Source organism: Mycobacterium lehmannii, assembly GCF_001499925.1.
Taxonomy (GTDB): domain Bacteria; phylum Actinomycetota; class Actinomycetes; order Mycobacteriales; family Mycobacteriaceae; genus Mycobacterium; species Mycobacterium lehmannii.
Genome location: NZ_LQIR01000068.1, coordinates 26,380 through 48,020 on the forward strand (window position 1 = coordinate 26,380; position 21,641 = coordinate 48,020).

Genomic DNA, 21,641 nt, shown 5'->3' on the forward strand with positions numbered 1-21,641 from the left:
TCGTACGGCTGACCCGGCGCGTCGCGTATCAAACCGCACAACCGGCAGAAGGCAGTTGCTCGCGCGGGGAAGTCAGGCGTTCAGGATCCGTTCGCCGATGACGCGCCGATGGCGCAGGGCCGAGATCTCCTCGCCGGTAAGGCCCAGTTCGCCGAGTACCTCGTCGTTGTGTTGCCCGAGAGTCGGTGACGGGGTGCGGTGGTGCCGCGACGGCCCCGGCGTGATCCGAAAAGGCCATCCGGGATACCGCTGCCGACCGGCGATCCGATGGTCCAGGTCTTCATAGAACCCGCGTGCGTCGAGCTGGTCGACGTCGTACATCCGGTCGGCGGTCATCAGTCGCTGCGCCGGCACGCCGCGTTGGAGCAACGCTTCGGCGAAATCGTCGGCCTGCCGCGTGGCCGTGCACTCCGCGATCACCTCGTCGAACTCCTCGTGGTGGCGCAACCGCGTCTCCGCCGACGCGAATCTCGGGTCGTCACGCAATTCAGGGCGGCCGATCGCGTCGGTCACGGCTGCCCAGTCAGCGTCGTCGCGCACCGAAAGCGCGACCCAATCATCCTCTCCCGCAGCGGCATAGACACCTTGTGCGTAACGGCGGTGCCGATTGCCCTCGCGTTCGCGCACACGTCCCGTCAAGGAATACTCGATAACGGGTTCGGCCGTCACCGCCGCGCCGACCTCGATCTGCGCCACCTCGATCAGCTGGCCCTCACCGGTTCGGCGCCGGTGTTCAAGCGCTGCGAGGAGCGCCACCGTGGCATGAACGCCTGCGATCGGGTCGGCCGGACCCTGCAGGTTGCACGGGGGTCCGTCGGCGTAGCCGGTCACCGCGGACATCCCGGCCAGCTGTTCGATGTTCAGGGCCCAGCCGACGTAGTCCCGCCATGGCCCTTCAAGGCCGAACCCGGGCATGCGAACCATGACTACACCCGGGTTGATCTGGACTAGTGAGTCGTAGTCCAACCCGAATTGTTCGACAACCCGCGGCGAGAAGTTCTCGATCACCACGTCAGCGTCGGCGGCGAGGCGCAATGCCAACTCCCGGCCGGCCTCGGTGCTGAGGTCGAGGGTGATGTCGCGCTTGTTGAGGTTCGTGCCCTGCCACAACGGCCCGATCTCGTACCAGTCGTCGCTGGTGCGCAGTAACGAACCCGAGTACCGGTGCCCGTCGGGACGCTGAACCGACTCCACCTTGACGACGTCGGCACCGAACGCGCCGAGATAACAGGTGAGATACGCCCCGGCCCAGAACGTGCTGAGATCAAAGACTTTCAGTCCCACGAACGGTTGCGATGCATCGCTTCCGGCTCCGGCCTTGCGCTGCTCCGGCGTCTCCCACCGGGTGACTCCCGTCGTCGCAAGAGTCGGGGCCGGCCGCGGCGCACCCACTGGCGTCCTCGACAACCGAAACGGCGCCCCTGGCCGTCGAAACCGCGCATCCTCCGGCCCACCGTCGACGAAGAAGCCGCGGTCGCGGTACTGCGGGCAGTCCTGGATCGACGAGCCGTCGTTGATGGGGGCGGCCGGAATCCGCATGGCCTGACTCAGCTCGACCAGATCGCCAACCGAGATCGAGTCCAGCCAGGGCTGCGCCTTCGCGAAGAATTCATCGCGCTCGGGCCCGCCCAACATGATCGCGAGCTGGTGTTCGCCGAATTCGGGGAGACCCATCATCGCGCAGACGTCCAGCCAGTGCTGTCCGGTCAGACAGTTGATGCCGATCCAGCCGTCAGCCGCGCGGACGATGCCCAACATCGGTGCGGCCTTCGAGTTGGTCGGCAGCCCCATGCTTTTCAGCCGCTCGGCCATCAGCATCGGATAGGGCAGCGTGCACAGCAACGACTCGAACGCCGAAACGTCGGCTTCCACGAGCCGACCCGGTCCGGCTCCCGCGATGCGTAGAGCGGTCAGCGCCGCGAGTGCCGCGTAGCCTGCCGCAATGTATTCGGGTATGCGCGCTCCGGCCTGCACGGGCGGTCGCCCAAACTCCCTGACATTCACCCACCCCGACGCCGCTTGCAGGGTCAGTGATGTCGACGGCCGGTCACGCCGGGGACCGTCCTGCCCATAGTCCGAGATCCTCACGACGGCGAGGCCGGGGTTGATCCGTTGCAACGAATCGCGATCTAGCCCCCAGTCGAAACGCTCGGCTGACCCAGCGGCCAGATCCTCGACCAGGAGGTCGGCCTTGGCGATCAGCTCGTGGGCTTGTTCGATACCAGCGGCTGTACTGAAATCCAGTGTCAAACCGTGCTTTCCGGCGTTGAGGTACTCAAACAACCCGCCGTGCTCCTGCGAACCCTCACAAAACGGCCCCCAGGCGCGCAGTGGATCACCCGTCGGCGGCTCGATCTTGCACACGTCGGCACCCAGGTCGGTCAGGAGCTTGGTGCAGTACGGCGCCGCGATGTCGCTGCCCAGTTCGACGACACGCAGTCCGGCCAGGGCTCCGCTCACGCCTCGACTCCTCCCCGCTGCGCTCCTCGCTGCGTTCCTCGTTCCTGCAATACTCGCTGCGATGCTCGCGCGTCGTCGCCTTTGGGGCTCACGCCGGAACCCCGATCGCCTTGGGCTCCATATACGCACGCAATCCCATGACGCCGCCCTCACGACCAATGCCGCTCTGTTTGAAACCGCCGAACGGAGCGTCGCCGGGGATCGTGCCGTTGATCGAGACCTGGCCCGTCCTGATGCGTCGTGCGATGCCGACGGCGCGTTCGATATCGGCGCCCCACACCGCACCGCCGAGCCCGTACGCCGAGTTGTTCGCCACGGCCACCGCCTCGTCGTCACCGTCATAGCGCAGAACGGTCAGCACCGGCCCGAACACCTCCTCCTGCGCAATGTACGAATCGGGGCTGGTGTCTGTCAGTATTGTCGGCTCGAAATAAAAGCCCTCCGAGTGGTTTTCGGGATGCCCGCCGCCCGCCACCACCTTCGCGCCATCGGACTCCGCCCGTCGGACGAAACCCTCCACGCGCTCGAGATGCTCCCTGCTGATCAGTGGCCCCATGTCCACCCCGTCGTCGGCGGGATTGCCGACTGTCACGGCACGCGCCAGATCGGCGAGCCGGGTGACGACCTCGTCGTGCAGTGCGGCGGGCACCACGAGCCGGCTGTTGAGGATGCACGCCTGCCCCGCGTGGAGCGTGCACCCTTCGAACAACAGCCGTTCCAGGAGCTCGTCGGTGACCTCGACATCGTCGAGCAGAACGGAGGCCGACTTGCCGCCGCATTCGAGCAGGATCCGTTTCATCGTGCTCGCCGCGCCCGACATCACCTCGCGGCCGACCGCGGAGCTGCCGGTGAAGCTCACCATGTCCACGCGCGGGTCCAGGGTCAGCGCCTTGCTCGCATCGATGCCGGTGGGAGTGACGACGTTGACGACGCCGGGCGGGATGTCGGTCTCGTCGTGGATGATCCGTGCCAGAGCCAAGCCGGCGAGCGGCGTCAGCGGTGACGGTTTCAACACGACGGTGTTGCCCGCGGCCAGCGCCGCACCCACTTTCATCACGTTGAGGGTGTGGGGGAAGTTCCACGGAGTTATGATCGCCACCACGCCGAGAGGTTCGTACCGCAGCAGTGTTGTGCCCGCCGCTCCCCATGCGTCCATCGGCGCCTCGGCCGGCTCGAGCGCGAGTTCCGCGGAGTGCCCCGCCATAAATGCGGGGCCGTCAACGTGGATCAGACGTTCGTTTGCTGTGCAGCCCCACTCGGTTTGGGCGAGCGCGTAGATCTCGTCGCCGTGGGCGAGCAGCGCGTCACTCAATTGCTGCAGGCACCGGGACCGCTCGTGCGGTGTCGCCGTCGCCCACGGCCCGGTGTCGAATGCGGTTCGCGCGGCGGCGATCGCCTGCTCGACCTGCGCCACCCTGGCGTCCGGCGCCGACGCGATGACAGCCTCCGTGGCCGGATCGACGACTGCATATCGGCCGCTTTCCGGTTTCACCCAACTGCCGTTGATGTAGAGGTCATAGTCGTCGACGAGGGTGGATGCGGCCATCAGATCACTGGACCTTCCTGCTTACGGCTGCGGGCCGTCGAGTCGTTACCCGGGGTATCGAAATACCCGACATCTACGCCTTGTGTGTACACCGGCGGGGCCCGCCCAGTCAACGTCCGAGGCGGTTGTCCTGCGGTGACGCACATTGACACGGTGATCTCGTGTGCTGTAGACACAGTTCAACCGGACATTTGCGTTTAATATGTCCGATGCCCGATGTGTTGAGGAGAGCCTGCGTGCCCACGGAATCGACGCCCCGACCCACCTCCGCTCACCCTCTGCACTCTCCGGACTTCTACGCCGGCGACCCGTACCCGGCCTACCGGGAATTGCGCGAAACGACTCCGGTGGTGTGGAACGACGTCACGAACTTCTGGGCGCTGACCAAATACGAAGACGTGCGCTTCGTCTCCGGGCATCCGATGTTGTTCTCGTCTACGCGTGGCATCACGATTCCGGATCCCAGCCAGCCCGAGCCCGTCCAAGAGGGCAACCTGATCTTCACCGATCCGCCGCGACACCGGCAGCTGCGCAAGCTCATCAACGCGGGGTTCACCCGGCGCCAAGTGTCGTTGCTGGAGCCCACGATCCGCAGCATCGTCGACGGCATAGTCAACGGCATCGACCCCTCCCGCGAGTACGAGTTCGCCGAAGAGATCGCGGCTCCACTACCCACCCGGATGATCGCCGAAATGCTCGGTGCCAAACCGGAAGACTGGGAGAAGTTCCGAACCTGGTCCGATGCCGCTGTCGGCACCGCCGACCCCGACATCGAGCTGGACCACCTCGTGGCGCTCGGTGAGCTGTACGAATACTTCACCAAACTGATCGAGGCCCGGCGCTCAGGCGAGGTAACCGGACAGGACGATCTGCTGAGCATCCTGGCCGCCGCCGAAGTCGACGGGGAACGCCTTACCGATGCCGATCTGCTCAACTTCTCATTTCTTCTTCTGGTGGCAGGCAACGAGACCACCCGCAACCTGATTGCGCTCGGTACGGCGGCGCTGCTGAATCATCCCGATCAGTTCGCACTGCTTCGTTCGGATCCGACGCTGCTGACCTGCGCGGTCGAGGAGATGCTTCGCTTCACCAGTCCGGTGACGCACATGGCGCGAAGAGCCACCGCCGACGTGGAGATCCGCGGGCAGAAGATTCAGGCCGGCGACACGGTGGTGATGCTGTACGGTGCGGCCAACCGCGATGAGGAGGTCTTCGGCCCCACGAGCGAGGGGTTCGACATCACCCGGAACCCGAACCCGCACATCGCCTTCGGCGCCGGGGAGCATGCGTGTCTCGGCGCTCAACTGGCAAGGCTCGAAGCCAGGATCATGTTCGAGGTGCTCTTCGGTGCCTATCCGAGCATTGAGCTCACCGGGGACGTGACCCGCCTGCGCGCCACGATGGTGCCGGGCGTCAAACGCATGCCGGTGCGCCTGAAAGCGAGCGTGTGATGGACTTCGACTACACCCCCGAACAGGAACGACTTCGGGCCGAGTTCCGGGAGCGCCTCGAGGCGGTGATGACCCCGGAGCGGCGTGCGGCGGTCTCCGGCCTGATGGAGGGCGGCGCGGCGATGACCGAGTGCAGGCGCGCGCTCGGCGAGGCCGGTCTGCTCGGTGTCGCTTGGCCGGTGGAGTACGGCGGACGCGGGCTGACCGCGCTGGAGCAGTACATCTTCAGCGAGGAGGCGCGCCGCGTGCATGCGCCGTTGCCGATGATCACGCTCAACACCGTCGGCCCCACCCTCATTCAATACGGCACCGAGGAACAGAAGCAGAAGTTCCTTCCCGCGATACTCAAGGGCACCGTTGACTTCGCGATCGGCTACTCCGAGCCAGGGGCGGGAAGCGATCTCGCCTCGTTGCGAACGACCGCGGTGCGTGACGGCAATGAGTTCGTCATCAACGGCTCGAAGATGTTCACCAGTGGAGCGGAGTTCGCCGACTACATCTGGCTGGCGGCGCGAACCGATCCAGAAGCCAAGAAACACAAGGGCATCACCGTGTTCATCGTGCCCACCGACTCGCCGGGGTTCTCGTGGAAACCCCTGCACACCATGCCGGGTGTGTCGACCTACTACACGTTCTACGACGATGTGCGAGTACCCGAGAGCGCGATCGTGCTCGGCGAGAACCAGGGCTGGAAGCTGGTGACCAACCAGCTGAACCTGGAGCGCGCCGCGCTCGGCAACCTCGGCGCGCTGGAACCGTTGTTCGCCAAGACCGTCGAATGGGCCAGGACCACGCCGCTCGACGACGGACGCGTCATCGACCAGCCGTGGGTCCAACAGGCCCTCGCGCGTGTCGAGGCGCAGGTCGCTGCCTACCGATTGTTGAACCTGCGGGTCAACAGCACCATGAGCTCCGGAGCACTCGGTATGGGAGAAGCTTCTGCGGCAAAGGTTTTCGGAACTGAACTCACTCAGCAGGTGGCCCGTGAGCTCCTCGACGTCGTCGGGCAGGCCGGCACCCGGAAGGGCTCCGACGCGCCTCTGAAGGGTGAACTGGAAAGCGCTTACCGCCTCGCCGTCATCAACACCTTCGGTGGCGGCGCAAACGAACTGCAACGAGACATCATCGCCATGGCGGGTCTCGGAATGCCACGCGCACCCCGCGATATGCGAGCGTCCTGAGAAAGGAATCCTCCAGTGACCGACACAGCGAAAGACGAACTGCGCGAGCGCCTCGACGCGCTCATCGGCAAGCCCACCGACGGTGTCGGCAAGCCGGTACGCGCGCCGGATCCGGTGAACGCCGCAATGATCCGGCACTGGGCGTACGCGCTGGGCGACATGAACCCGGCCTACCTGGACCCCGAGTTCGCAAAGAACTCCCGCTACGGCGACATCGTGTCACCGCCGGTGATGCTGCAGACCTGGACGATGCCACCACCGAAGCTGGCGGGCATCCACGAACGCGGCGGTGTGCCGATCGAGATGAAGGGTGAGAATCCCCTGCAGTTCCTCGCCGACGCCGGCTACACCGGCATCATCGCGACGAACTCCGAATTCGAGATCGAGCGCTATCCGCGAGTCGGCGATGAGATCACCTCCGAGACGGTCTTCGACTCGATCTCCGATGAGAAGAAGACGGCCATGGGCAACGGGTTCTTCGTCACATGGGTGACCACATACCGCGATCAGAACGGCGAAGTCGTCGGCCGCCAATGGTTTCGCACCCTGCGGTTCAAGACGGGCGGCGAGTGATCGATGGCCAGCAGACTCGCTCCCAGCATCAGTCCGGACACGGAGTTCTTCTGGTCAGGGCTCAAGGAGCAGGAGCTCCGCATCCAGCGCTGTACCGACTGCAAGACCTTCCGCGTTCCGCCGCGACCGATGTGCGGTAGCTGCCAGTCACTCAACTGGGACTACGTCGTGTCCAGCGGACGGGGCACGGTCTACAGCTTCGTGATGCCGAAGTACCCGCCGCTGCCCTTCCTCGAGTATCCCTACGTCGTCGCGCTGATCGAACTCGACGAAGGCGTTCGCATCGTGTCGAACCTGTGTGACATAGAGCCAGATGCGATCGAGATCGGAATGCCCGTCGAGGTCTTCTACGAGACCTTCGAGGCACTGCCCAGCGGGGAAGAGCTGGTCCTGCACCAATTTCGGCCGGCGCGCTGAACTAGAGGAAGCCACACATGGATTTCACCTTCACCGAGGAGCAGGAGACCGTCGCCAAGGTCGCCCGGCAGCTCTTCGAGCACCGCGCCACACCGGAGCATTTGACCGAGCTCGAAGCGGGCGAGGTGCGGCACGACGCTGCACTGTGGGCCGAGTTGGCGTCGGCGGACTTGCTCGGAATCGCGCTGCCCGAATCCGTCGGCGGTACCGGCGGTGGTTTCCTCGAGTTGGGTGTGCTGCTCAGCGAGGTCGGGTACAGCGTCGCGCCGGTCCCGGTGTACGCGACGCTCGTCCTCGGCGCCGATACCATTGCCCGGCACGGTGATTCGGAACTTCAGCGACGCTGGCTGCCGGGGGTGGTCGACGGCAGTACCCTGTTGACCGCGGCGCTGGCCGAACCGGGTAGCTCGGATCCGGCCGTACCGCGAACCATCGCGCAGGCCGACGGGCAGGGCTGGCGGCTCACCGGCGTCAAGGAGTTGGTGCCCGCGGCGCAGGTCGCGTCGGCCGTCGTCGTATCGGCCACGACGGACGACGGACCCGGCTTGTTCGTCGTCGAAACCGGCGGCAGCGGCGTGGAGGTGACGCCGGCGACCACGACCAACGGCGAGCCGTTTGCAGACATCGAATTGACCGATGCCATCGGGTCGCGGCTCACCGAGGGCGCCGATGCCGACATCGTCCGCGCGTTGTACAGCAGAGCTCTGGTGGGCTTGTGCGCGATGCAGGTCGGGGTCGCCGATCGTGCGCTGAAGTTGGCCGCGTCCTACACCAGCGAGCGTGAGCAGTTCGGCCGCCCGATCGGGTCGTTCCAGGCCGTGCAACAACGTCTGGCCGACGCGTTCATCGATACCGAAGCGATCCGCTGGACCACGTGGCACGCGGCCTGGCTGATCGCCGAAGGCAAGCCCGCGGAGCGCGAAGCGGCCATCGCCAAGTTCTGGGCCGCCGAGGCAGGCGCGCGGGTCACCGCGTCCGCTCAGCAGGTACACGGCGGCATGGGCATCGACGTCACTTACCCCCTGTCCCGCTACTTCCTGTGGGCCAAGCAGATTGAACTCGCGCTCGGATCGGCGTCACAGCAGCTGTCCCGGCTCGGCAACGCATTCGCGGAAGGACCAAACCAATGACCTCGACCCTGAAGCGCACCACCACACTCGCGTTCAACGACGTCAACGTCCGCGACCAGGTGACGCCGCTGGACGTTCCCGTCACCACCACGCTGATCGTCGCCGGTGCGATAGCGTCCCGTGACTACATGCCGGTGCACCACGACCGCGACTTCGCCAATTCCCAAGGCTCCAAAGACATCTTCCTCAACATCCTGACGACCAACGGGCTGTGTGTGAAGTTCTTGCATGACTGGGCAGGGCCCGAAGCCATGGTCAAGAAGCTGTCCATCCGGCTCGGCGTGCCCGCCTATCCGAACGACCCGCTGCGGTTCGAGGGCAGCGTCACCGACAAGTCCTCGGCGGACGACGAGGGGCTTATCGAGGTCACCTTCAAGGGCACCAACAGCCTGGGCGATCACGTCAAGGGCACGGCGGTGCTGAGCCTGCTCGAGGGAGTCGAGGCGTGACTAGGGACGGCATCGGCGGCAGGGCCGCGCTCGTCGGCATCGGTCAGACCGAATTCTCCAAGGAATCCGGCCGGACCGAGATGCAACTGGCCTGTGAAGCGGTCAAGGCGGCCATCGAAGATGCGGGCCTGAGCCCCAAGGACATCGACGGCATGGTGACGTTCTCCGTCGACGAGAACGAAGAGATCGAGGTCGCCCGCAACGTCGGCATCGAGAACCTTACCTTCTTCACCCGAGTACCGCACGGAGGCGGTGCCGCCGCGGGCACCGTGATGCAGGCCGCGATGGCGGTCGCGACGGGTGCGGCCGAGGCAGTGGTTTGCTACCGGGCTTTCAACGAGCGCTCCGGATTTCGGTTCGGCGGTGCCGGTCGCCAGCCAGGCGTCACCCCGCTGTGGATGGCCCCGTATGCCCCGTTCGGATTCATGACACCGGCCGCGTGGGTTGCCCTGCATGCTCAGCGCTACATGAGCACGTACGGCGTCACCAACGCCGACTTCGGCAAGATCTCCGTCATCGACCGCAAGCATGCGGCCAAGAATCCCGATGCCTGGTTCTACGAAAAGCCGATCACCCTCGAACAGCATCAGGAATCACGCTGGATCATCGAGCCGGTGTTGCGCCTGCTCGACTGCTGTCAGGAGAGCGACGGCGGAGTGGCGATGGTGGTGACCAGTGTCGAGCGGGCGCGCGATCTCGCCAAGCCGCCAGCCGTGATCACGGCGGCGGCCCAGGGCGCCGCATACGACGGCGAGGTCATGACCAGTTACTACCGTGACGACATCACCGGCCTGCCCGAGATGGGCGTGGTCGGTGACAAGCTCTGGCGCAACTCCGGATTGAAGCCCGACGACATCTCGACCGCATTCCTCTACGACCACTTCACCCCGTTCGTGTTCACTCAGCTCGAGGAACTCGGATTCTGTGCCCGAGGCGAGGCCAAGGACTTCGTGTCCGTCGACGAGCTCTCGCTGGGCGGCAGGATGCCCATCAACACCAACGGCGGACTGCTGGGCGAGGCCTATATCCACGGGATGAACGGCATCACCGAAGGCGTCCGCCAGATCCGCGGCACGTCATACAACCAGGTCAACGATGTCGAACATGTGCTAGTGACCTCGGGCACCGGCGTTCCGACCAGCGGCCTCATCCTCGCACCGGACCGCTGAGCGGTTAATGTCGTGCGGTGGCGTCTGACATGACCCAATCGGTGGAGGTAGACACCCGGGATGTCATCATCTCGGCCGCCTTCTCCTGCTTCCGCACGCGCGGGTTGGCCAAGACGACCATCGTCGACATCGCCCGCGCCGCCGACGTGTCGCGCAGCACCTTCTACGAGTACTTCCGGGATAAGGAGACGATCGTCGAAGCGTGCGCCGAGGCGGCGTCGCAACGGTTCTACCGCAACATGGCCAAGGCCATCGACCGCCACGGGGGCAGCACGCTGGAGGGACGGTTGACACGCGCCGCGGTCTTCGTCGCCCAGGCGCGTCGGGTGGTCGAACCCGAGGTCTACTTCGACGCGGCCGAAGTCAGCCTCATGATGACCAAGAACGCAGCCACGCTCCTGAAGGAATGCGCCGATTTCCTGACCCCTTACGTGACCGCGGCCAGGCTGACCGGCGAGGTCCGTTCGGACCTTGACGTGCCCTCGGCATGTGAGTGGTTCGCACGAATGTTGTTCTCACTGTTCACGACTCCGTCAGCAGTGATCGACATGCGCGACGACGACGCCGTGGCCGGATTCGTGCGCGCATACGCTGTGAACGGATTCGTCGACAGCAGTCGACGTCGCCGGTAGCGAGACCAGCCCATGGGTGAACCGGACGGATGCAACCTGATGAAAATCTGTATTCTCATAACTGAGTATTCCTGCTTCCGCCAGTACGCACCAGGAGGACCCAGGTGAAACCCACCGCGGCGACCGCAGCGCCGATGCCGACGTCGAGACGGGCGGCACACCGGCCGCCGGACCGGGACCACGCAGCGCCCTACAAGCTGGTCGTCCTCGCACCGGACGCGGTGGATGCGGTAGCGGCGGCCGGCGGGCTCGTCGTCGACGCGCTACGCGCCGGGTGGCTCGTCGACTTCTACCTCGAGACCGAGGCACACGCGCGGGCCGTCCGGATCCTCGGTGCCACAAGTCAACTCATGCCGAGTACCTTCGATGCCGAGTCACATCGCACGGACGCGGTGTTGTTCGCCGCAAGTATGTACCCGAAGCATCGCGAAGTGCGCCGCTTCATCGCGGACGCCACGCGGCGACACGGCGCGGACGTGGCTGCATGGGGCGGAACCTGGTCTGCTGCACCAGCTTCCTCCTCCGACATCGAACACCGTCTTAGCTCCGCGGCACGCGCGTTCAAGTACTACGCGCTGAAAGCAGCGGGCACGGAGGTGTCTGCGTGCACCAACGAAGCGTTCAACGGTGGTTTTCACCGTCTCACGGTGGTCGAACCGGCACTTCCGGCCTGAGGAACAGCTTCAGGAAAGCCGGCGCACCGGGACGTTGGAATAGCCGCACACGTTGGACATCGCCACTCGCCGAAGGCCGTCACGGTCGACCTCGTACTCGGGGATGAGGTCGAGCAGCGCATCGAGCGCGATGCGGCTTTCCATGCGCGCCAATGCGGCTCCGAGACAACTGTGCACGCCGTAACCGAAGGCAAGGTTGAAGCCCATCTTGCGGTCCCGGTCGATGTCGAGTCGGTCGGGGTTGTCGAACATCCGCTCGTCGCGCAGGGCGGACCCAGTCACGAGCAACACGGCGGCATCCTTCGGAATCGTGGTGCCGTAGTAGGCGACATCACGCGTCGCGGTGCGGACCTGATACTGCGACGGCGCTTCGTATCGCAGTAGTTCCTCGACCGCGGCGGGGATCTTGCTGCGGTCATCGCGAAGTTTGCGCCACTGATCGGGGAAGTCGGCGAACGCGACCACCGCATTTCCCACCAGTTTCGTGACCGTTTCCGCGCCGGCGCCTCCAAGCATCGTGGCGAAGCCGGTGATGTCGACGTCGGTGAGCTTCTCCACCACGCCGTCGCGCTCGATCGCGGTCTCGATGAGACGGCTGATCATGTCGTCCTGCGGCGCCGCCCGGCGCTGCTGCACGAGGTCGTAATAGTAGAGGCCGGTGTTCATCGAGGCTTCGTAGCCCTCTCTGGGAACGGCGATCTCACCGGGACGACGTTCGAGAAGGAGATCCAGCCACCGGCGGATCTGGTCGCGGTCTTCCTTCGGCACGCCGAGCATGGTCGTGATGACCTCATTCGGAAACAGCGCCGAGAAGTCAGCGACGACGTCGAACTGCGCCGGGTCCAGCGCTTCGATGCGTTCGTAAACCTTCGCGCGGACCATGTCTTCCAGCGCGGCGATCGCACGGGGGGTGAAGACGTTGCTGACCAGTCGCCGCATCTTTTGATGCTCCGGCGGATCCATCGAGATGATCACCTTCGGCACCGGGATGGCGTCGTCGTGAGCCTTGACCATGTCGAGAGTGGCGCCCTTGGCCGACGAGAAGGTCTCGTGGTCCTTCGTGGCGGGCGCCACGTCGTCGTAGCGCGTCAGCGCCCAGAAGTCCCACTTCTTGCTGTAATAGACCGGAGCCTCGTCGCGCAGGCGGCGGTAGGTGTCGTACGCGCCGTCGAAGAAGTCTTGCGAGAACGGGTCGAATTCGACGGGCCGTCCATCGACCTCGCTCGAGGGCGCATTCACAGGATCGCTCCAGACTCCTTGAGTTCTTCGATGGTGTCCCACTCGATCCCGGCGTCCATGAGGATTTCCTCGGTGTGCTGACCGTGCTCGGGCGCGCCACCGGGAGTAACCGACTGCTCGTTGAACTGAACGGGATTGGTGGGGAGCGCGAACGGCACGCCGTTTACCGTCTGGGTATGGGCCACATATCCGTTGGCTGTGACGGCGGGATCGTCGCAGAGTTCACCCGGGGTCTGCACAATGCCCCACGCGCCCGAGAGCGCTGCCAGAGTCTCCCGCCATTGCGCAAGCGTGCGCTCGGCGAACGCCTCGTCGAGCAGAGCGATGAGGCTGACCCGGTTCTCGAACCTTGATGCGGGGTCGGCGAATCGCGGGTCATCGATCAGTTCCGGAAGCCCGATCACGCGCATCGCCTCGGCGTAGAACTTGTCAAGTTGCAGCATCATCAGCTGGACGTAACGGCCGTCCTTGGTGCGGTACGTCCCCACCAGCGGGTTGGGGGCATCCGCGTGCCCGAACTTGGGAATCGCGCTGCCGCCGTGAATTTGGCTAACCGCCACGTCCGGGCTGAGGTTCCAGGCTGCAAGCCCGAGTAGGGATACGTCCACCACCGATCCCTCGCCGGTCGTCGCCTTCTTGTAGAGCGCCGCGGCGATACCGCCGGCGATAGTCATTCCGCCGAGAAGATCGCCGAAAGCAGGACGTGAGCGTACGAGCTCATCGGCGTCCTCGGTCAGGACGGTGGCAATGCCACCGCGCGCCCAGTAGGAGACACCGTCGTAACCCGGCTTGTCGGCGTCCGGGCCCTTGGGGCCGTGACCCGATCCCCGCACGTACACGATGCTCGGATTGACTCCCCGGATGTCGTCGACGTCGATGCCGAACTTCCGGCGGCGATCCGGCAGATAGCTGGTCAGAAACACATCGCAGGTCTTCGCCAGTGCGTGCACCACCTCCCGACCACCCGGCGTGCTCAGATCTACACCGATCGATTTCTTGCCGCGATTCGGGATCTCGATCATGTAGTTGACCGCGCCACCACCTTCGTCGACGATCCCCATGGTGACGAGCCCACGCTGTGGATCACCGCCGTCACGCGGCTCGACCTTGATGACTTCGGCACCCCACTCGGCGAGCACCGCACCTGCCGACGGCACGAATGTCCATGCGGCGACCTCGAGCACCCGAACTCCGCTGAGCACGTTATCGACGGAAATGTCGTCCTCCTACACGCGTTAACGGGCATTTTCAGATTTGAGAATCACACTATCGTGGGGCCTCCATGAGCGCTACGGCCGCCGGGACAGGCGCTCGGGAAGCGTCGGGTCACCGCTGTCCCAGAATGCGCGCCAAGTCGGCATCCGGTGTGGCATCTGTGTGCGGAGCGGTACATCAGCGGGCCACCGGATGAATTCCGGTCCGGGCCGCTCGGTCACGTCGACGGAGTACCAGGGATGTCCGCGTCGCTTGACGAAGTACCAGGCGCCGTCGCGGCGCTCGTACACGTCGTCGTAGCGCATCGTGATCACATACCACCCGTCGCCGTCCTCATGCTCGGCCCGGCAGTACGTCGACCCCGTGGCCTGGTCGGGATCGGTGAAATCGAATGTATGCCCGCAGATCAGGTGGATGCTGCGATAGAACCTGCGAAGCACCTCGTCGTACCACTGCCTGAGCGCCGCTCTACCGACGCCGTGCGACCCGGCGTGGACGTCGTCGACGAACAACGCCACCAGCGCATCGAGATCTCGCGCATCGAGTGCCATGGCGTAGCGGCTGGGCAGTTGGGCGATCTCGATGCTGGACTCGAGTCGACCCACCCGGTCGGACATCGACATGGCCGGAGTCTAATAGCCAGCGACATCCAGTGAGAACCAATATTCTCGTTTTCGGTGACAATGGCTATCCTGTTGGGGCCAGCCCGTCCCAGCACAGGACCGCTAAGGAATCCGCCTCGTGCCTTTCCCGACATTCACGCCCACGATTCCCGCCCTCGTCAGATCGTCCGCGGCGCGGTTCGGAGCCAAGCCGTTTCTCGTCTCGGATGGTCAGACGCTGACCTACGCCGACCTGGACCAGCAGTCCGCGCGGTTGGCGACGGCGCTGCTCGACGAGGGCTTCGGAAAGGGCGACCACGTCGGCATTCTGATGCCCAACAGCGTCGACTGGGCGGTCGCCTGGTTCGCGATCACGCGTATCGGCGCGGTCGCGGTGCCGCTGAACACGTTCTATAAGGCGTCTGAGCTGGCATGGACCGCCCGGCACGCCGATTTGCGCGCAATCCTCGCGCAGTCGAGCTTCCGTGGCCACAGCTTCGTCGACCGCCTCGAGGAGGCGCTACCCGGCCTCGCCGGCGGGGGCAGTCCCGGCAGGTTGGCCGTGTCGGGCGCGCCGTTTCTGCGCACGATCGCAGTGTGGGGACGCTGCGACCGGCCGTGGGCGACGACGTTACCGGTCGGCACCGGCGGGAGATACGATGCGGACTTTTTGGCCGAGGTCGAGGCGTGCGTGACGCCGGCCGACGACGCGATGATCATCTACACCTCAGGCAGCACCGGAGACCCGAAAGGCCCTGTGCACACGCACGGTACGTTGGTGCGTCACACGTACAACCTGACGTTCGACTACGGCGTCACGAACACCACGGTGATGTTCACGGCGATGCCGTTCTTCTGGGTCGGTGGCCTGATCACCGGCATCCATGCGGTGATCCACCACGGTGCGACGCTGGTAACCCAGCCGGCGTTCGACGCCGCTGACGCGCTGCAGTTGATCGAGCGTCATCGCGCGACCATCACGCTCGGATGGCCGCAGCAAGGCAAGTCGCTGGCCGAGCACCCGGACTTCGCGCGGCGCGACCTGCGCTCGGTGCAGCGCACCAGCATGCCCGCCATGGTGCCCCCCGAACGCCGGCCCAAGGGACCCAATGCGCTGGGGATGACCGAACTCTGCGGCAATCACATCGGCGTCGACCCGTATCCACCGCAGCCGGCCGATCGCTCGGTGACGGGCGGCTATTCGATCGAGGGGTTGTCGCATGTTCTCGTCGACCCAGAGACGGGAGACCCTGTCCCCCCGGGCAGCGACGGCGAAATCTGGGTCCGTGGCTACTCGCTCATGCAGCGGCTGTACAAGCGGGAGCGGGAGGACGTGTTCACTCGCGACGGCTACTACCGAACGGGCGACTGCGGGATTCAGTACGACGACGGCTGGATCACGTTCACCGGGAGGTTGGGCGATCTGATCAAAACCAGTGGCGGCACCAACGTCACACCGGGAGAGGTGGAATCGGCCCTGTCTGGGTGCGACGGCGTTCTCGAGGCGTATGTCGTCGGTGCCGAGGACGGCCACAACGGAACGATCGTGGCCGCGGCGGTGGTTCCGCGCGGCAACGCGCAGCTGGATGCCGAGGCTCTGCGGGCAGATGTCCGCAGCCGCCTGTCGGCATACAAGGTCCCGAAGTTCATTTGGGTCACCGACAAAGAGGCGCTGCCGTTCACTGCCACGGGCAAGGTCAAGAAGTCGGACCTCGCAAAGCAGCTCAGTGATCTCTTGTCCGAAAGGTAAGCGCGGCAGCGTCGGCGTTCGGCCTTGACACCGTGCGGCGCCCAGTAACTCTCGCGAAGATGGTCTTCCATTTTCGGAAACTTGCATTCTCGCTCCGGTACATTCGCGACGAGGCACTGTAACCGGGCCACCTCCCCGATCCCCGCTCTGGGATACCGAAGGAGTTCAATCCGTGACTGACAAGCCATTACGCGTCGCCGTCATATCCACCGGTTGGATCAGCAGCCTGTCGATCCGTGCGATCGTCCGACGGCCGCACCTGGACCTGGTCGGGGTGTGGGTACACAGCACCGAGAAGGTCGGACGCGACGCCGGCGAGATCGTCGGGTTGGGCCCGATCGGGGTGATCACCACTGGTGATCTCGACGACATCATCGCCGCCAGGCCCGATTGCGTGGTCTACGGCGCGGCCAGCCCGGAGATGGATGCCGCAGCGGTGCGCGACTACGTCCGTCTGCTCAATGCCGGGCTCAACGTGGTGACCACCAACACCCCGGGAATGATGTTCCCCGACAGATGGATCCCGCAGCTGGCCGATCAGGTCCGGGCCGCCGCGTTGTCCGGAGGAGCCACGATCTACACGTCGGGTATCGAACCCGGTTTCGCCGGCGACCAGCTCGCGGTGCTGCTGAGCACGCTGTCGAACACCATCCGATCCATCCGGGCGCAGGAGATCTTCGACTACTCGGCATACCCCAACCGGGACCTCATGATCGACGCCATGGGCTTCGGAAAGCCGCTCGATTTCACGCCTCTCCTCGAACTCGACGGGGCCCAACAGTTCGCCTGGGGGCCGCCCATCGGGTTGGTGGCCAGAGCTCTTGGTGTGGAGCTGGAGAAGGTCACCGAGTCCTACGAGCGGGTGCTCACCCCGCGAGATCTGCATGTCGCGTGTGGAACCATTCCCGCGGGAACCTGCGGCGCGGTGCGGGCCGAGACCTCCGGCATCGTCGACGGTCACCCCGTGATCACCATCGAGCACATCAATCGGATGGCGCCAGACCTGGCACCCGAGTGGGCCTCGGCGCCCAACGGCACCTACCGGCTGATCATCGACGGGCAACCCCACATCCGGTGTGACCTGAACCTCGGCACCGAGGACACGCCAGAGTCGGCCAACGCCAACGCGATGGAGGCGACCGCCATGCGGGTCGTCAACGCCATCCCCTACGTCGTCGACGCGGCACCGGGAATCGCCACGTCGCTGGATCTGCCGATCACGGCCCCCCGCAACGCGCTGGACTTCGGCTAGACCGTGAACATCGGTCCGCGGGGTGCGCCCCGCACCTCATTGCCTCCGTCGATCGCGAAGCTCTGCCCCGTCATCCAGCCGGATTCCGGTCCTGCCAGGTAGCGCACGCCGGGAGCGATGTCATCGGAGACACCCAACCTGCCCAGCGGTACCCGTTCCAGGAAGCTGCTCGTCAACTCCTCGAGGTGGATGTAGCCCTGAGTGGTGGCCGCTTCCGTCAAACCCGGACGTACCGCGTTGACTCGGATGCCGCGCGGGCCCAGCTCTGAGGCGGCGACACGAATGAACATCTCGAGCGCGGCCTTGCCCGCAGAGTAGTGACCCAGCCCCTCCATCGGAATCTTGGCGGATGTCGACGAGATGAATACGATCGAGCCGCCGTCCGTCATCAGCGGTGCCGAATAGCGCAACGCCAGAAAGTTCGAACGCAGGTTGCCCATCACGAAATTCGTGAAGGTTTCGAGGTCCTGTTCGACGAGCGGGCCAGTGCCGCCGCTGGCCACCGTGCCGATGACGATGTTCAACCGGCCGTTAACATCGTGGGCGGACTGTGCCGCCGCTTTCACGGTGTCCTCGTCTTCGGGGTCGCCCTTCTGCAGCACGATCTCCGCGTCCGGCGCGGCCTCATGAATTCGGTCGCGCGTCGCTTCGAGCCGCTTCATGGATCGCCCCAGCAAGTACAACGTCGCACCGTCGATCGCCAGCAGTCTGGCTGAGGCCTGGGCGATACCCGCCGATGCACCGAGAACGAACGCCGTCTGGCCGTCGAGAACACTCATGATCGGTGAAGCTATCACTTACGCAACGGACGCTCTCTAAAACCGTTAATCCGAATTCTCAGGTGCGGTAGCGTGCGCGTGTGCCAGACATGACCGACAAGGTCGCGCTCATCACTGGGGCGGCCCGCGGACAGGGCCGCGCTCATGCCGAGAGGCTCAGCGCCGATGGCGCCGACGTCATTCTCGTCGACATCGCCGGGCCGTTACCACCGAGTGTCCCCTACGATTCCGCTACCCCCGAGGATCTGGCCAAAACGGCGGAGATGGTGGAAACCAATGGCCGGCGGGCGGTGACGGCGGTCGTCGACACCCGAGATCACGACGGCCTCTGCGCGGCTGTCGATCACGCGGTCGCCGAGCTCGGGCGGTTGGATGTCATCGTCGCCAATGCGGGCATCTGTGTGCCGGCCGCGTGGGATCGGGTGGCGCCGAGTGACTTTCAGGACACCATCGACATCAACATCGTCGGTACCTGGAACACGGTAATGGCGGGGGCCAAACACATCATCGCCGGCGGTCGGGGTGGCTCTGTCATCCTCGTCAGCTCGGCGGCCGGCCTCACGGTGGAGCCGTTCATGATCGCCTACACGGCCAATAAGCACGCTGTTACGGCGCTGGCCCGTTCGTTCGCCGCCGAACTCGGCAAGTACCACATCCGAGTCAACAGCTTGCACCCCGGCTCGGTGGCGACGCCGATGGGAAGCGGTCGGATGATCGAGGCGATGGCCGAGGCGGCGAAGTCGAATCCGGCGCTGCGGCCCGGGTTCACAAAGCAACTCCTGCCGGACGCGATCACCACGCCCGAGGACATCGCCAGTGCGGTCGCGTGGTTGGCATCCGACGAGGCGAGATTCGTCACGGCCGCCGCCATTCCGGTGGATGTCGGCGTGACGGGCAGCTAAGCGGTGGACTGCCGGGTGACAACCGACGGCCCGGACAGAGGGCTGGAGATCACGCCCCGTGAGGATTCGACGACGCTCGGAAGGGCGTTCACCGCCGCGAGCGCCGTGGCTGCGACACCGGGGTTCACCCGGTCGTCGTCCGACTGTTCCAGGTGCAGTTCGAGGTTCATCTTGGGATTGCCGTTGATGCGGAACACCATTCCGCCTTGGCCTTCGCGCGCCGGCTTGGGCCAACGATCGGGCCACGGCGTGCTGCTGACCGTCGCGAAGTATTGAACCGCGACGGCAGGGCGGCCCCTGACGATCCCGGCGAGCTGCCACCGGTGCGCACAGATCGTTCCCTCCGGGATGACACCGAGCGCGGTCGCAAGGTCGGTCGGTGCGAGCAGCGTCTCCCAATCCAGCTCTATACCATCGAGTTCGAATCCGAGGATGTCGGCGATGTAGGTCACCACCGTGCTCCAGTCCTTGTTGACCTTCCCCGACGCGATTCGGACCGGCACATGGCCGTCGGGTTTACCGAATCCCATCGACTCATGGAGGACGTCCCATATCGGGTATGCCTTGTCGAGGTCGACCGCGTATTCGTCCATCCGGTACGAGTCGACTCGGCCCGCTCCGGTCAGCAGAGCCGTGGGGATGTTCAGGCTGATGAACCCCGGTTCGCTGCCGGTAGCATAGAACGTTGAATTGCCCTCAGCGGCGGCCTTTTCCAGTTCTTCTCGCCATGGCGCAGGTGCGGCCGGGGGATAGATCATCGGGATCAGCGAGAAGGTCACCACATTGATCCCGGCTCTGAGGTACGTGGCGATGTCCGCAATCGCCTCCTCTTCGCGTCGGACGGCGGTCGCGCAATAGGTCACGCAGTCGGGTTTCAGCGCGAGAACGGCCGATAGGTCATCGGTCGCACGTACTCCGACCGGTGGTGCACCGCACAGTTCTCCCGCGTCCATCCCGGCCTTTTCCGGTGACGACACCTTCACTCCGACGAGATCGAGCGAGGGGTCCTCGATGACCGCGCGCAACGCCTCCCTGCCGGTCAACCCGGTGCCGACGTGGACAACTCGATAGCGACGACCGGAGAAGTCGGTCACGGTGCTTTACCTCCTCACCCCTGCGGGGCAACAGTTCTCGTCATCGTGGGACTGACCATTTCAGCGGTAGAACGGTCCCGGCTTGCCGGCTTCCTCGAGATGACCGTACGGGTCGTACAGGTTCACATCCGGATACGGGTTCTGATCGAAGGAGGGCCGCGACAGACCTGCCTCCCGCAGCCCCGCCAACACGGCCAGGGGCACGGCGAACGACACCAGGCCCACCGTCACCGATACCAACAGCTGCCGAGTCAGCGTCACCTTCGAACGCCCCCGCCTCGCGGGCAACCAGCGTGCGAGACGGTTGATCAACACCAGTTCCCCACTCTCGTCTCGCACGCACATCACGGCAACCATGGCGAAGATCGGGGCGTCGTACACCGCCATGATCAAGGGAAAGTGGATGTGTCCGATGTGCAGCACCGGTCCGACTGCCTCTGTGTAGTAGAAGATTCCGGCTCGCATCCAGGTGAACTGGATGAGGCCGTTGATCGGGACGGCGATGATCGTCGCACCGATGAACACCCGCAGCAGCCTGCGGGGCGCCAACCAGCCGACGCGACGCATCAGCGGATCCAAAAGCCTGTCGTGCAGCTTCAGAAAGCCCAGACCGTTCAGCAGATAGTACGCGGCGTAACCACCCAGGAATGCCAGTGCCGGTTCGAGATTCGGTGAGATGTTCACGTACGGCCAGGACAGCGGGAAGTGCAACATGCGCGGATCGAATATCGCGAACGTCGCCCAGTTCGCCAATGGGTCCAGCGTCCCGGTGATCAGGCCGGCGAACGCGATGATGACCGCCCAGTGCACCTTTCGCTGCCGCCACGACAACCATGCCAGGACGGCGATCAGACCGATCGCCAACGGGATCGAGCTGATGGAGACGGCCAGCGGCCAGTTGTCGAAGCCGAGAAACGGCGGATACGGATCGGGGCCGGGATTCGGGTTCGCCTTCCTCGGGTCCCCGTGCAGACCCGTCTGAATGTTCGCGATCGTCACTATGGCGAACGCCAGGTAGGCGATGAAGAACAGCGACCATCCGATCCTGGCAGGCCACGGCGAGAGGGGTGCCTCAGCCGGTTCTCCGGGAGCGGAGTTGGGCGTGCGGTCAACGGTATTGGTCAAC

General features: G+C 65.0%; 20 protein-coding genes. 12 read left to right on the plus strand and 8 right to left on the minus strand.

The annotated features are described in order from the left end of the window. Positions 1 to 72 precede the first annotated feature (72 nt). Together AU192_RS23300 and AU192_RS23305 are read right to left on the minus strand one after the other, a co-directional pair. On the minus strand, positions 73 to 2,460 hold the full coding sequence (locus AU192_RS23300) for a CaiB/BaiF CoA transferase family protein (protein WP_064399908.1): 2,388 nt from the start codon (positions 2,458 to 2,460) through the stop codon (positions 73 to 75). Between the two features lie 88 nt (positions 2,461 to 2,548). Beyond that, entirely contained in the window at positions 2,549 to 4,006 is a 1,458-nt protein-coding gene (locus AU192_RS23305) for an aldehyde dehydrogenase family protein (RefSeq protein WP_064399909.1), read from the minus strand. Positions 4,007 to 4,284: 278 nt separating this feature from the next. On the opposite strand from AU192_RS23305, the gene AU192_RS23310 reads away from it, so the two are divergent. The 9 genes from AU192_RS23310 (at position 4,285) to AU192_RS23350 (ending at position 11,682) form a co-directional block, all read left to right on the plus strand. Then, positions 4,285 to 5,457: a cytochrome P450 gene (locus tag AU192_RS23310; RefSeq protein ID WP_064400036.1), complete on the plus strand. Its 1,173-nt coding sequence runs from the start codon at positions 4,285 to 4,287 to the stop codon at positions 5,455 to 5,457. Next, on the plus strand, positions 5,457 to 6,638 hold the full coding sequence (locus AU192_RS23315; protein WP_064399910.1) for an acyl-CoA dehydrogenase family protein: 1,182 nt from the start codon (positions 5,457 to 5,459) through the stop codon (positions 6,636 to 6,638). The genes AU192_RS23310 and AU192_RS23315 overlap by 1 nt, the downstream gene beginning before the upstream one ends. Positions 6,639 to 6,653: 15 nt before the next feature. Continuing rightward, on the plus strand, positions 6,654 to 7,211 hold the full coding sequence (locus tag AU192_RS23320; protein WP_064399911.1) for an FAS1-like dehydratase domain-containing protein: 558 nt from the start codon (positions 6,654 to 6,656) through the stop codon (positions 7,209 to 7,211). A gap of 3 nt (positions 7,212 to 7,214) precedes the next feature. Continuing rightward, positions 7,215 to 7,628, plus strand: coding sequence for a Zn-ribbon domain-containing OB-fold protein (locus AU192_RS23325; RefSeq protein WP_064399912.1), 414 nt, complete (start codon positions 7,215 to 7,217; stop codon positions 7,626 to 7,628). A gap of 17 nt (positions 7,629 to 7,645) precedes the next feature. Beyond that, a complete protein-coding gene (locus AU192_RS23330) occupies positions 7,646 to 8,758 on the plus strand; it encodes an acyl-CoA dehydrogenase family protein (protein WP_064399913.1) in 1,113 nt (370 codons plus the stop codon). Continuing rightward, a complete protein-coding gene (locus tag AU192_RS23335; RefSeq protein WP_064399914.1) occupies positions 8,755 to 9,207 on the plus strand; it encodes a MaoC family dehydratase in 453 nt (150 codons plus the stop codon). The genes AU192_RS23330 and AU192_RS23335 overlap by 4 nt, the downstream gene beginning before the upstream one ends. After that, a complete protein-coding gene (locus AU192_RS23340) occupies positions 9,204 to 10,376 on the plus strand; it encodes a lipid-transfer protein (protein ID WP_064399915.1) in 1,173 nt (390 codons plus the stop codon). The genes AU192_RS23335 and AU192_RS23340 overlap by 4 nt, the downstream gene beginning before the upstream one ends. A 29-nt stretch (positions 10,377 to 10,405) precedes the next feature. Then, complete coding sequence (locus AU192_RS23345) at positions 10,406 to 11,008, plus strand: TetR/AcrR family transcriptional regulator (RefSeq protein WP_064399916.1); 603 nt, start codon at positions 10,406 to 10,408, stop codon at positions 11,006 to 11,008. A gap of 104 nt (positions 11,009 to 11,112) precedes the next feature. Continuing rightward, positions 11,113 to 11,682, plus strand: a complete 570-nt coding sequence (locus AU192_RS23350) for a hypothetical protein (RefSeq protein WP_064399917.1) — start codon at positions 11,113 to 11,115, stop codon at positions 11,680 to 11,682. Between the two features lie 9 nt (positions 11,683 to 11,691). Here AU192_RS23350 and AU192_RS23355 read toward each other — a convergent pair whose 3' ends face one another. The 3 genes from AU192_RS23355 to AU192_RS23365 form a co-directional block, all read right to left on the minus strand. Beyond that, the gene (locus tag AU192_RS23355; RefSeq protein ID WP_064399918.1) at positions 11,692 to 12,921 is read right to left on the minus strand and encodes a cytochrome P450; all 1,230 of its coding nucleotides are present in this window, start codon (positions 12,919 to 12,921) and stop codon (positions 11,692 to 11,694) included. Further along, entirely contained in the window at positions 12,918 to 14,138 is a 1,221-nt protein-coding gene (locus tag AU192_RS23360; protein WP_064399919.1) for a CaiB/BaiF CoA transferase family protein, read from the minus strand. Before AU192_RS23360 ends, AU192_RS23355 begins: the two co-directional genes overlap by 4 nt. Positions 14,139 to 14,210: 72 nt before the next feature. After that, a complete protein-coding gene (locus tag AU192_RS23365) occupies positions 14,211 to 14,741 on the minus strand; it encodes a nuclear transport factor 2 family protein (protein WP_064400037.1) in 531 nt (176 codons plus the stop codon). Positions 14,742 to 14,877: 136 nt separating this feature from the next. On the opposite strand from AU192_RS23365, the gene AU192_RS23370 reads away from it, so the two are divergent. Both AU192_RS23370 and AU192_RS23375 read left to right on the plus strand, forming a co-directional pair. Further along, positions 14,878 to 16,488, plus strand: a complete 1,611-nt coding sequence (locus AU192_RS23370) for a class I adenylate-forming enzyme family protein (protein WP_064399920.1) — start codon at positions 14,878 to 14,880, stop codon at positions 16,486 to 16,488. 172 nt (positions 16,489 to 16,660) lie between these two features. Next, a complete protein-coding gene (locus AU192_RS23375; protein WP_064399921.1) occupies positions 16,661 to 17,740 on the plus strand; it encodes an NAD(P)H-dependent amine dehydrogenase family protein in 1,080 nt (359 codons plus the stop codon). Here AU192_RS23375 and AU192_RS23380 read toward each other — a convergent pair. Continuing rightward, a complete protein-coding gene (locus AU192_RS23380) occupies positions 17,737 to 18,519 on the minus strand; it encodes an SDR family NAD(P)-dependent oxidoreductase (RefSeq protein ID WP_064399922.1) in 783 nt (260 codons plus the stop codon). The genes AU192_RS23375 and AU192_RS23380 overlap by 4 nt on opposite strands. A gap of 89 nt (positions 18,520 to 18,608) precedes the next feature. Here AU192_RS23380 and AU192_RS23385 point away from each other — a divergent pair, with 89 nt between their 5' ends. After that, on the plus strand, positions 18,609 to 19,421 hold the full coding sequence (locus AU192_RS23385) for a mycofactocin-coupled SDR family oxidoreductase (protein ID WP_064399923.1): 813 nt from the start codon (positions 18,609 to 18,611) through the stop codon (positions 19,419 to 19,421). Here AU192_RS23385 and AU192_RS23390 read toward each other — a convergent pair. Further along, positions 19,418 to 20,515 carry a dihydrodipicolinate reductase gene (locus tag AU192_RS23390; protein ID WP_109395598.1) on the minus strand — a complete coding sequence of 366 codons (1,098 nt, stop codon included), beginning with the start codon at positions 20,513 to 20,515 and terminating at the stop codon, positions 19,418 to 19,420. The genes AU192_RS23385 and AU192_RS23390 overlap by 4 nt on opposite strands. A 60-nt stretch (positions 20,516 to 20,575) precedes the next feature. Then, positions 20,576 to 21,640 (minus strand): spirocyclase AveC family protein, encoded by a 1,065-nt coding sequence (locus AU192_RS23395; RefSeq protein ID WP_064399924.1) that lies wholly within the window; start codon positions 21,638 to 21,640, stop codon positions 20,576 to 20,578. Position 21,641: the final 1 nt, after the last annotated feature.

Coding starts and splice junctions, on each gene's coding strand:
- AU192_RS23380 (WP_064399922.1), bottom strand. CDS start 18,519: ATGAGTGTTCTCGACGGCCAGACGGCGTTCGTTCTCGGTGCATCGGCG.
- AU192_RS23315 (WP_064399910.1), top strand. CDS start 5,457: ATGGACTTCGACTACACCCCCGAACAGGAACGACTTCGGGCCGAGTTC.
- AU192_RS23330 (WP_064399913.1), top strand. CDS start 7,646: ATGGATTTCACCTTCACCGAGGAGCAGGAGACCGTCGCCAAGGTCGCC.
- AU192_RS23305 (WP_064399909.1), bottom strand. CDS start 4,006: ATGGCCGCATCCACCCTCGTCGACGACTATGACCTCTACATCAACGGC.
- AU192_RS23385 (WP_064399923.1), top strand. CDS start 18,609: ATGACCGACAAGGTCGCGCTCATCACTGGGGCGGCCCGCGGACAGGGC.
- AU192_RS23345 (WP_064399916.1), top strand. CDS start 10,406: ATGACCCAATCGGTGGAGGTAGACACCCGGGATGTCATCATCTCGGCC.
- AU192_RS23325 (WP_064399912.1), top strand. CDS start 7,215: ATGGCCAGCAGACTCGCTCCCAGCATCAGTCCGGACACGGAGTTCTTC.
- AU192_RS23335 (WP_064399914.1), top strand. CDS start 8,755: ATGACCTCGACCCTGAAGCGCACCACCACACTCGCGTTCAACGACGTC.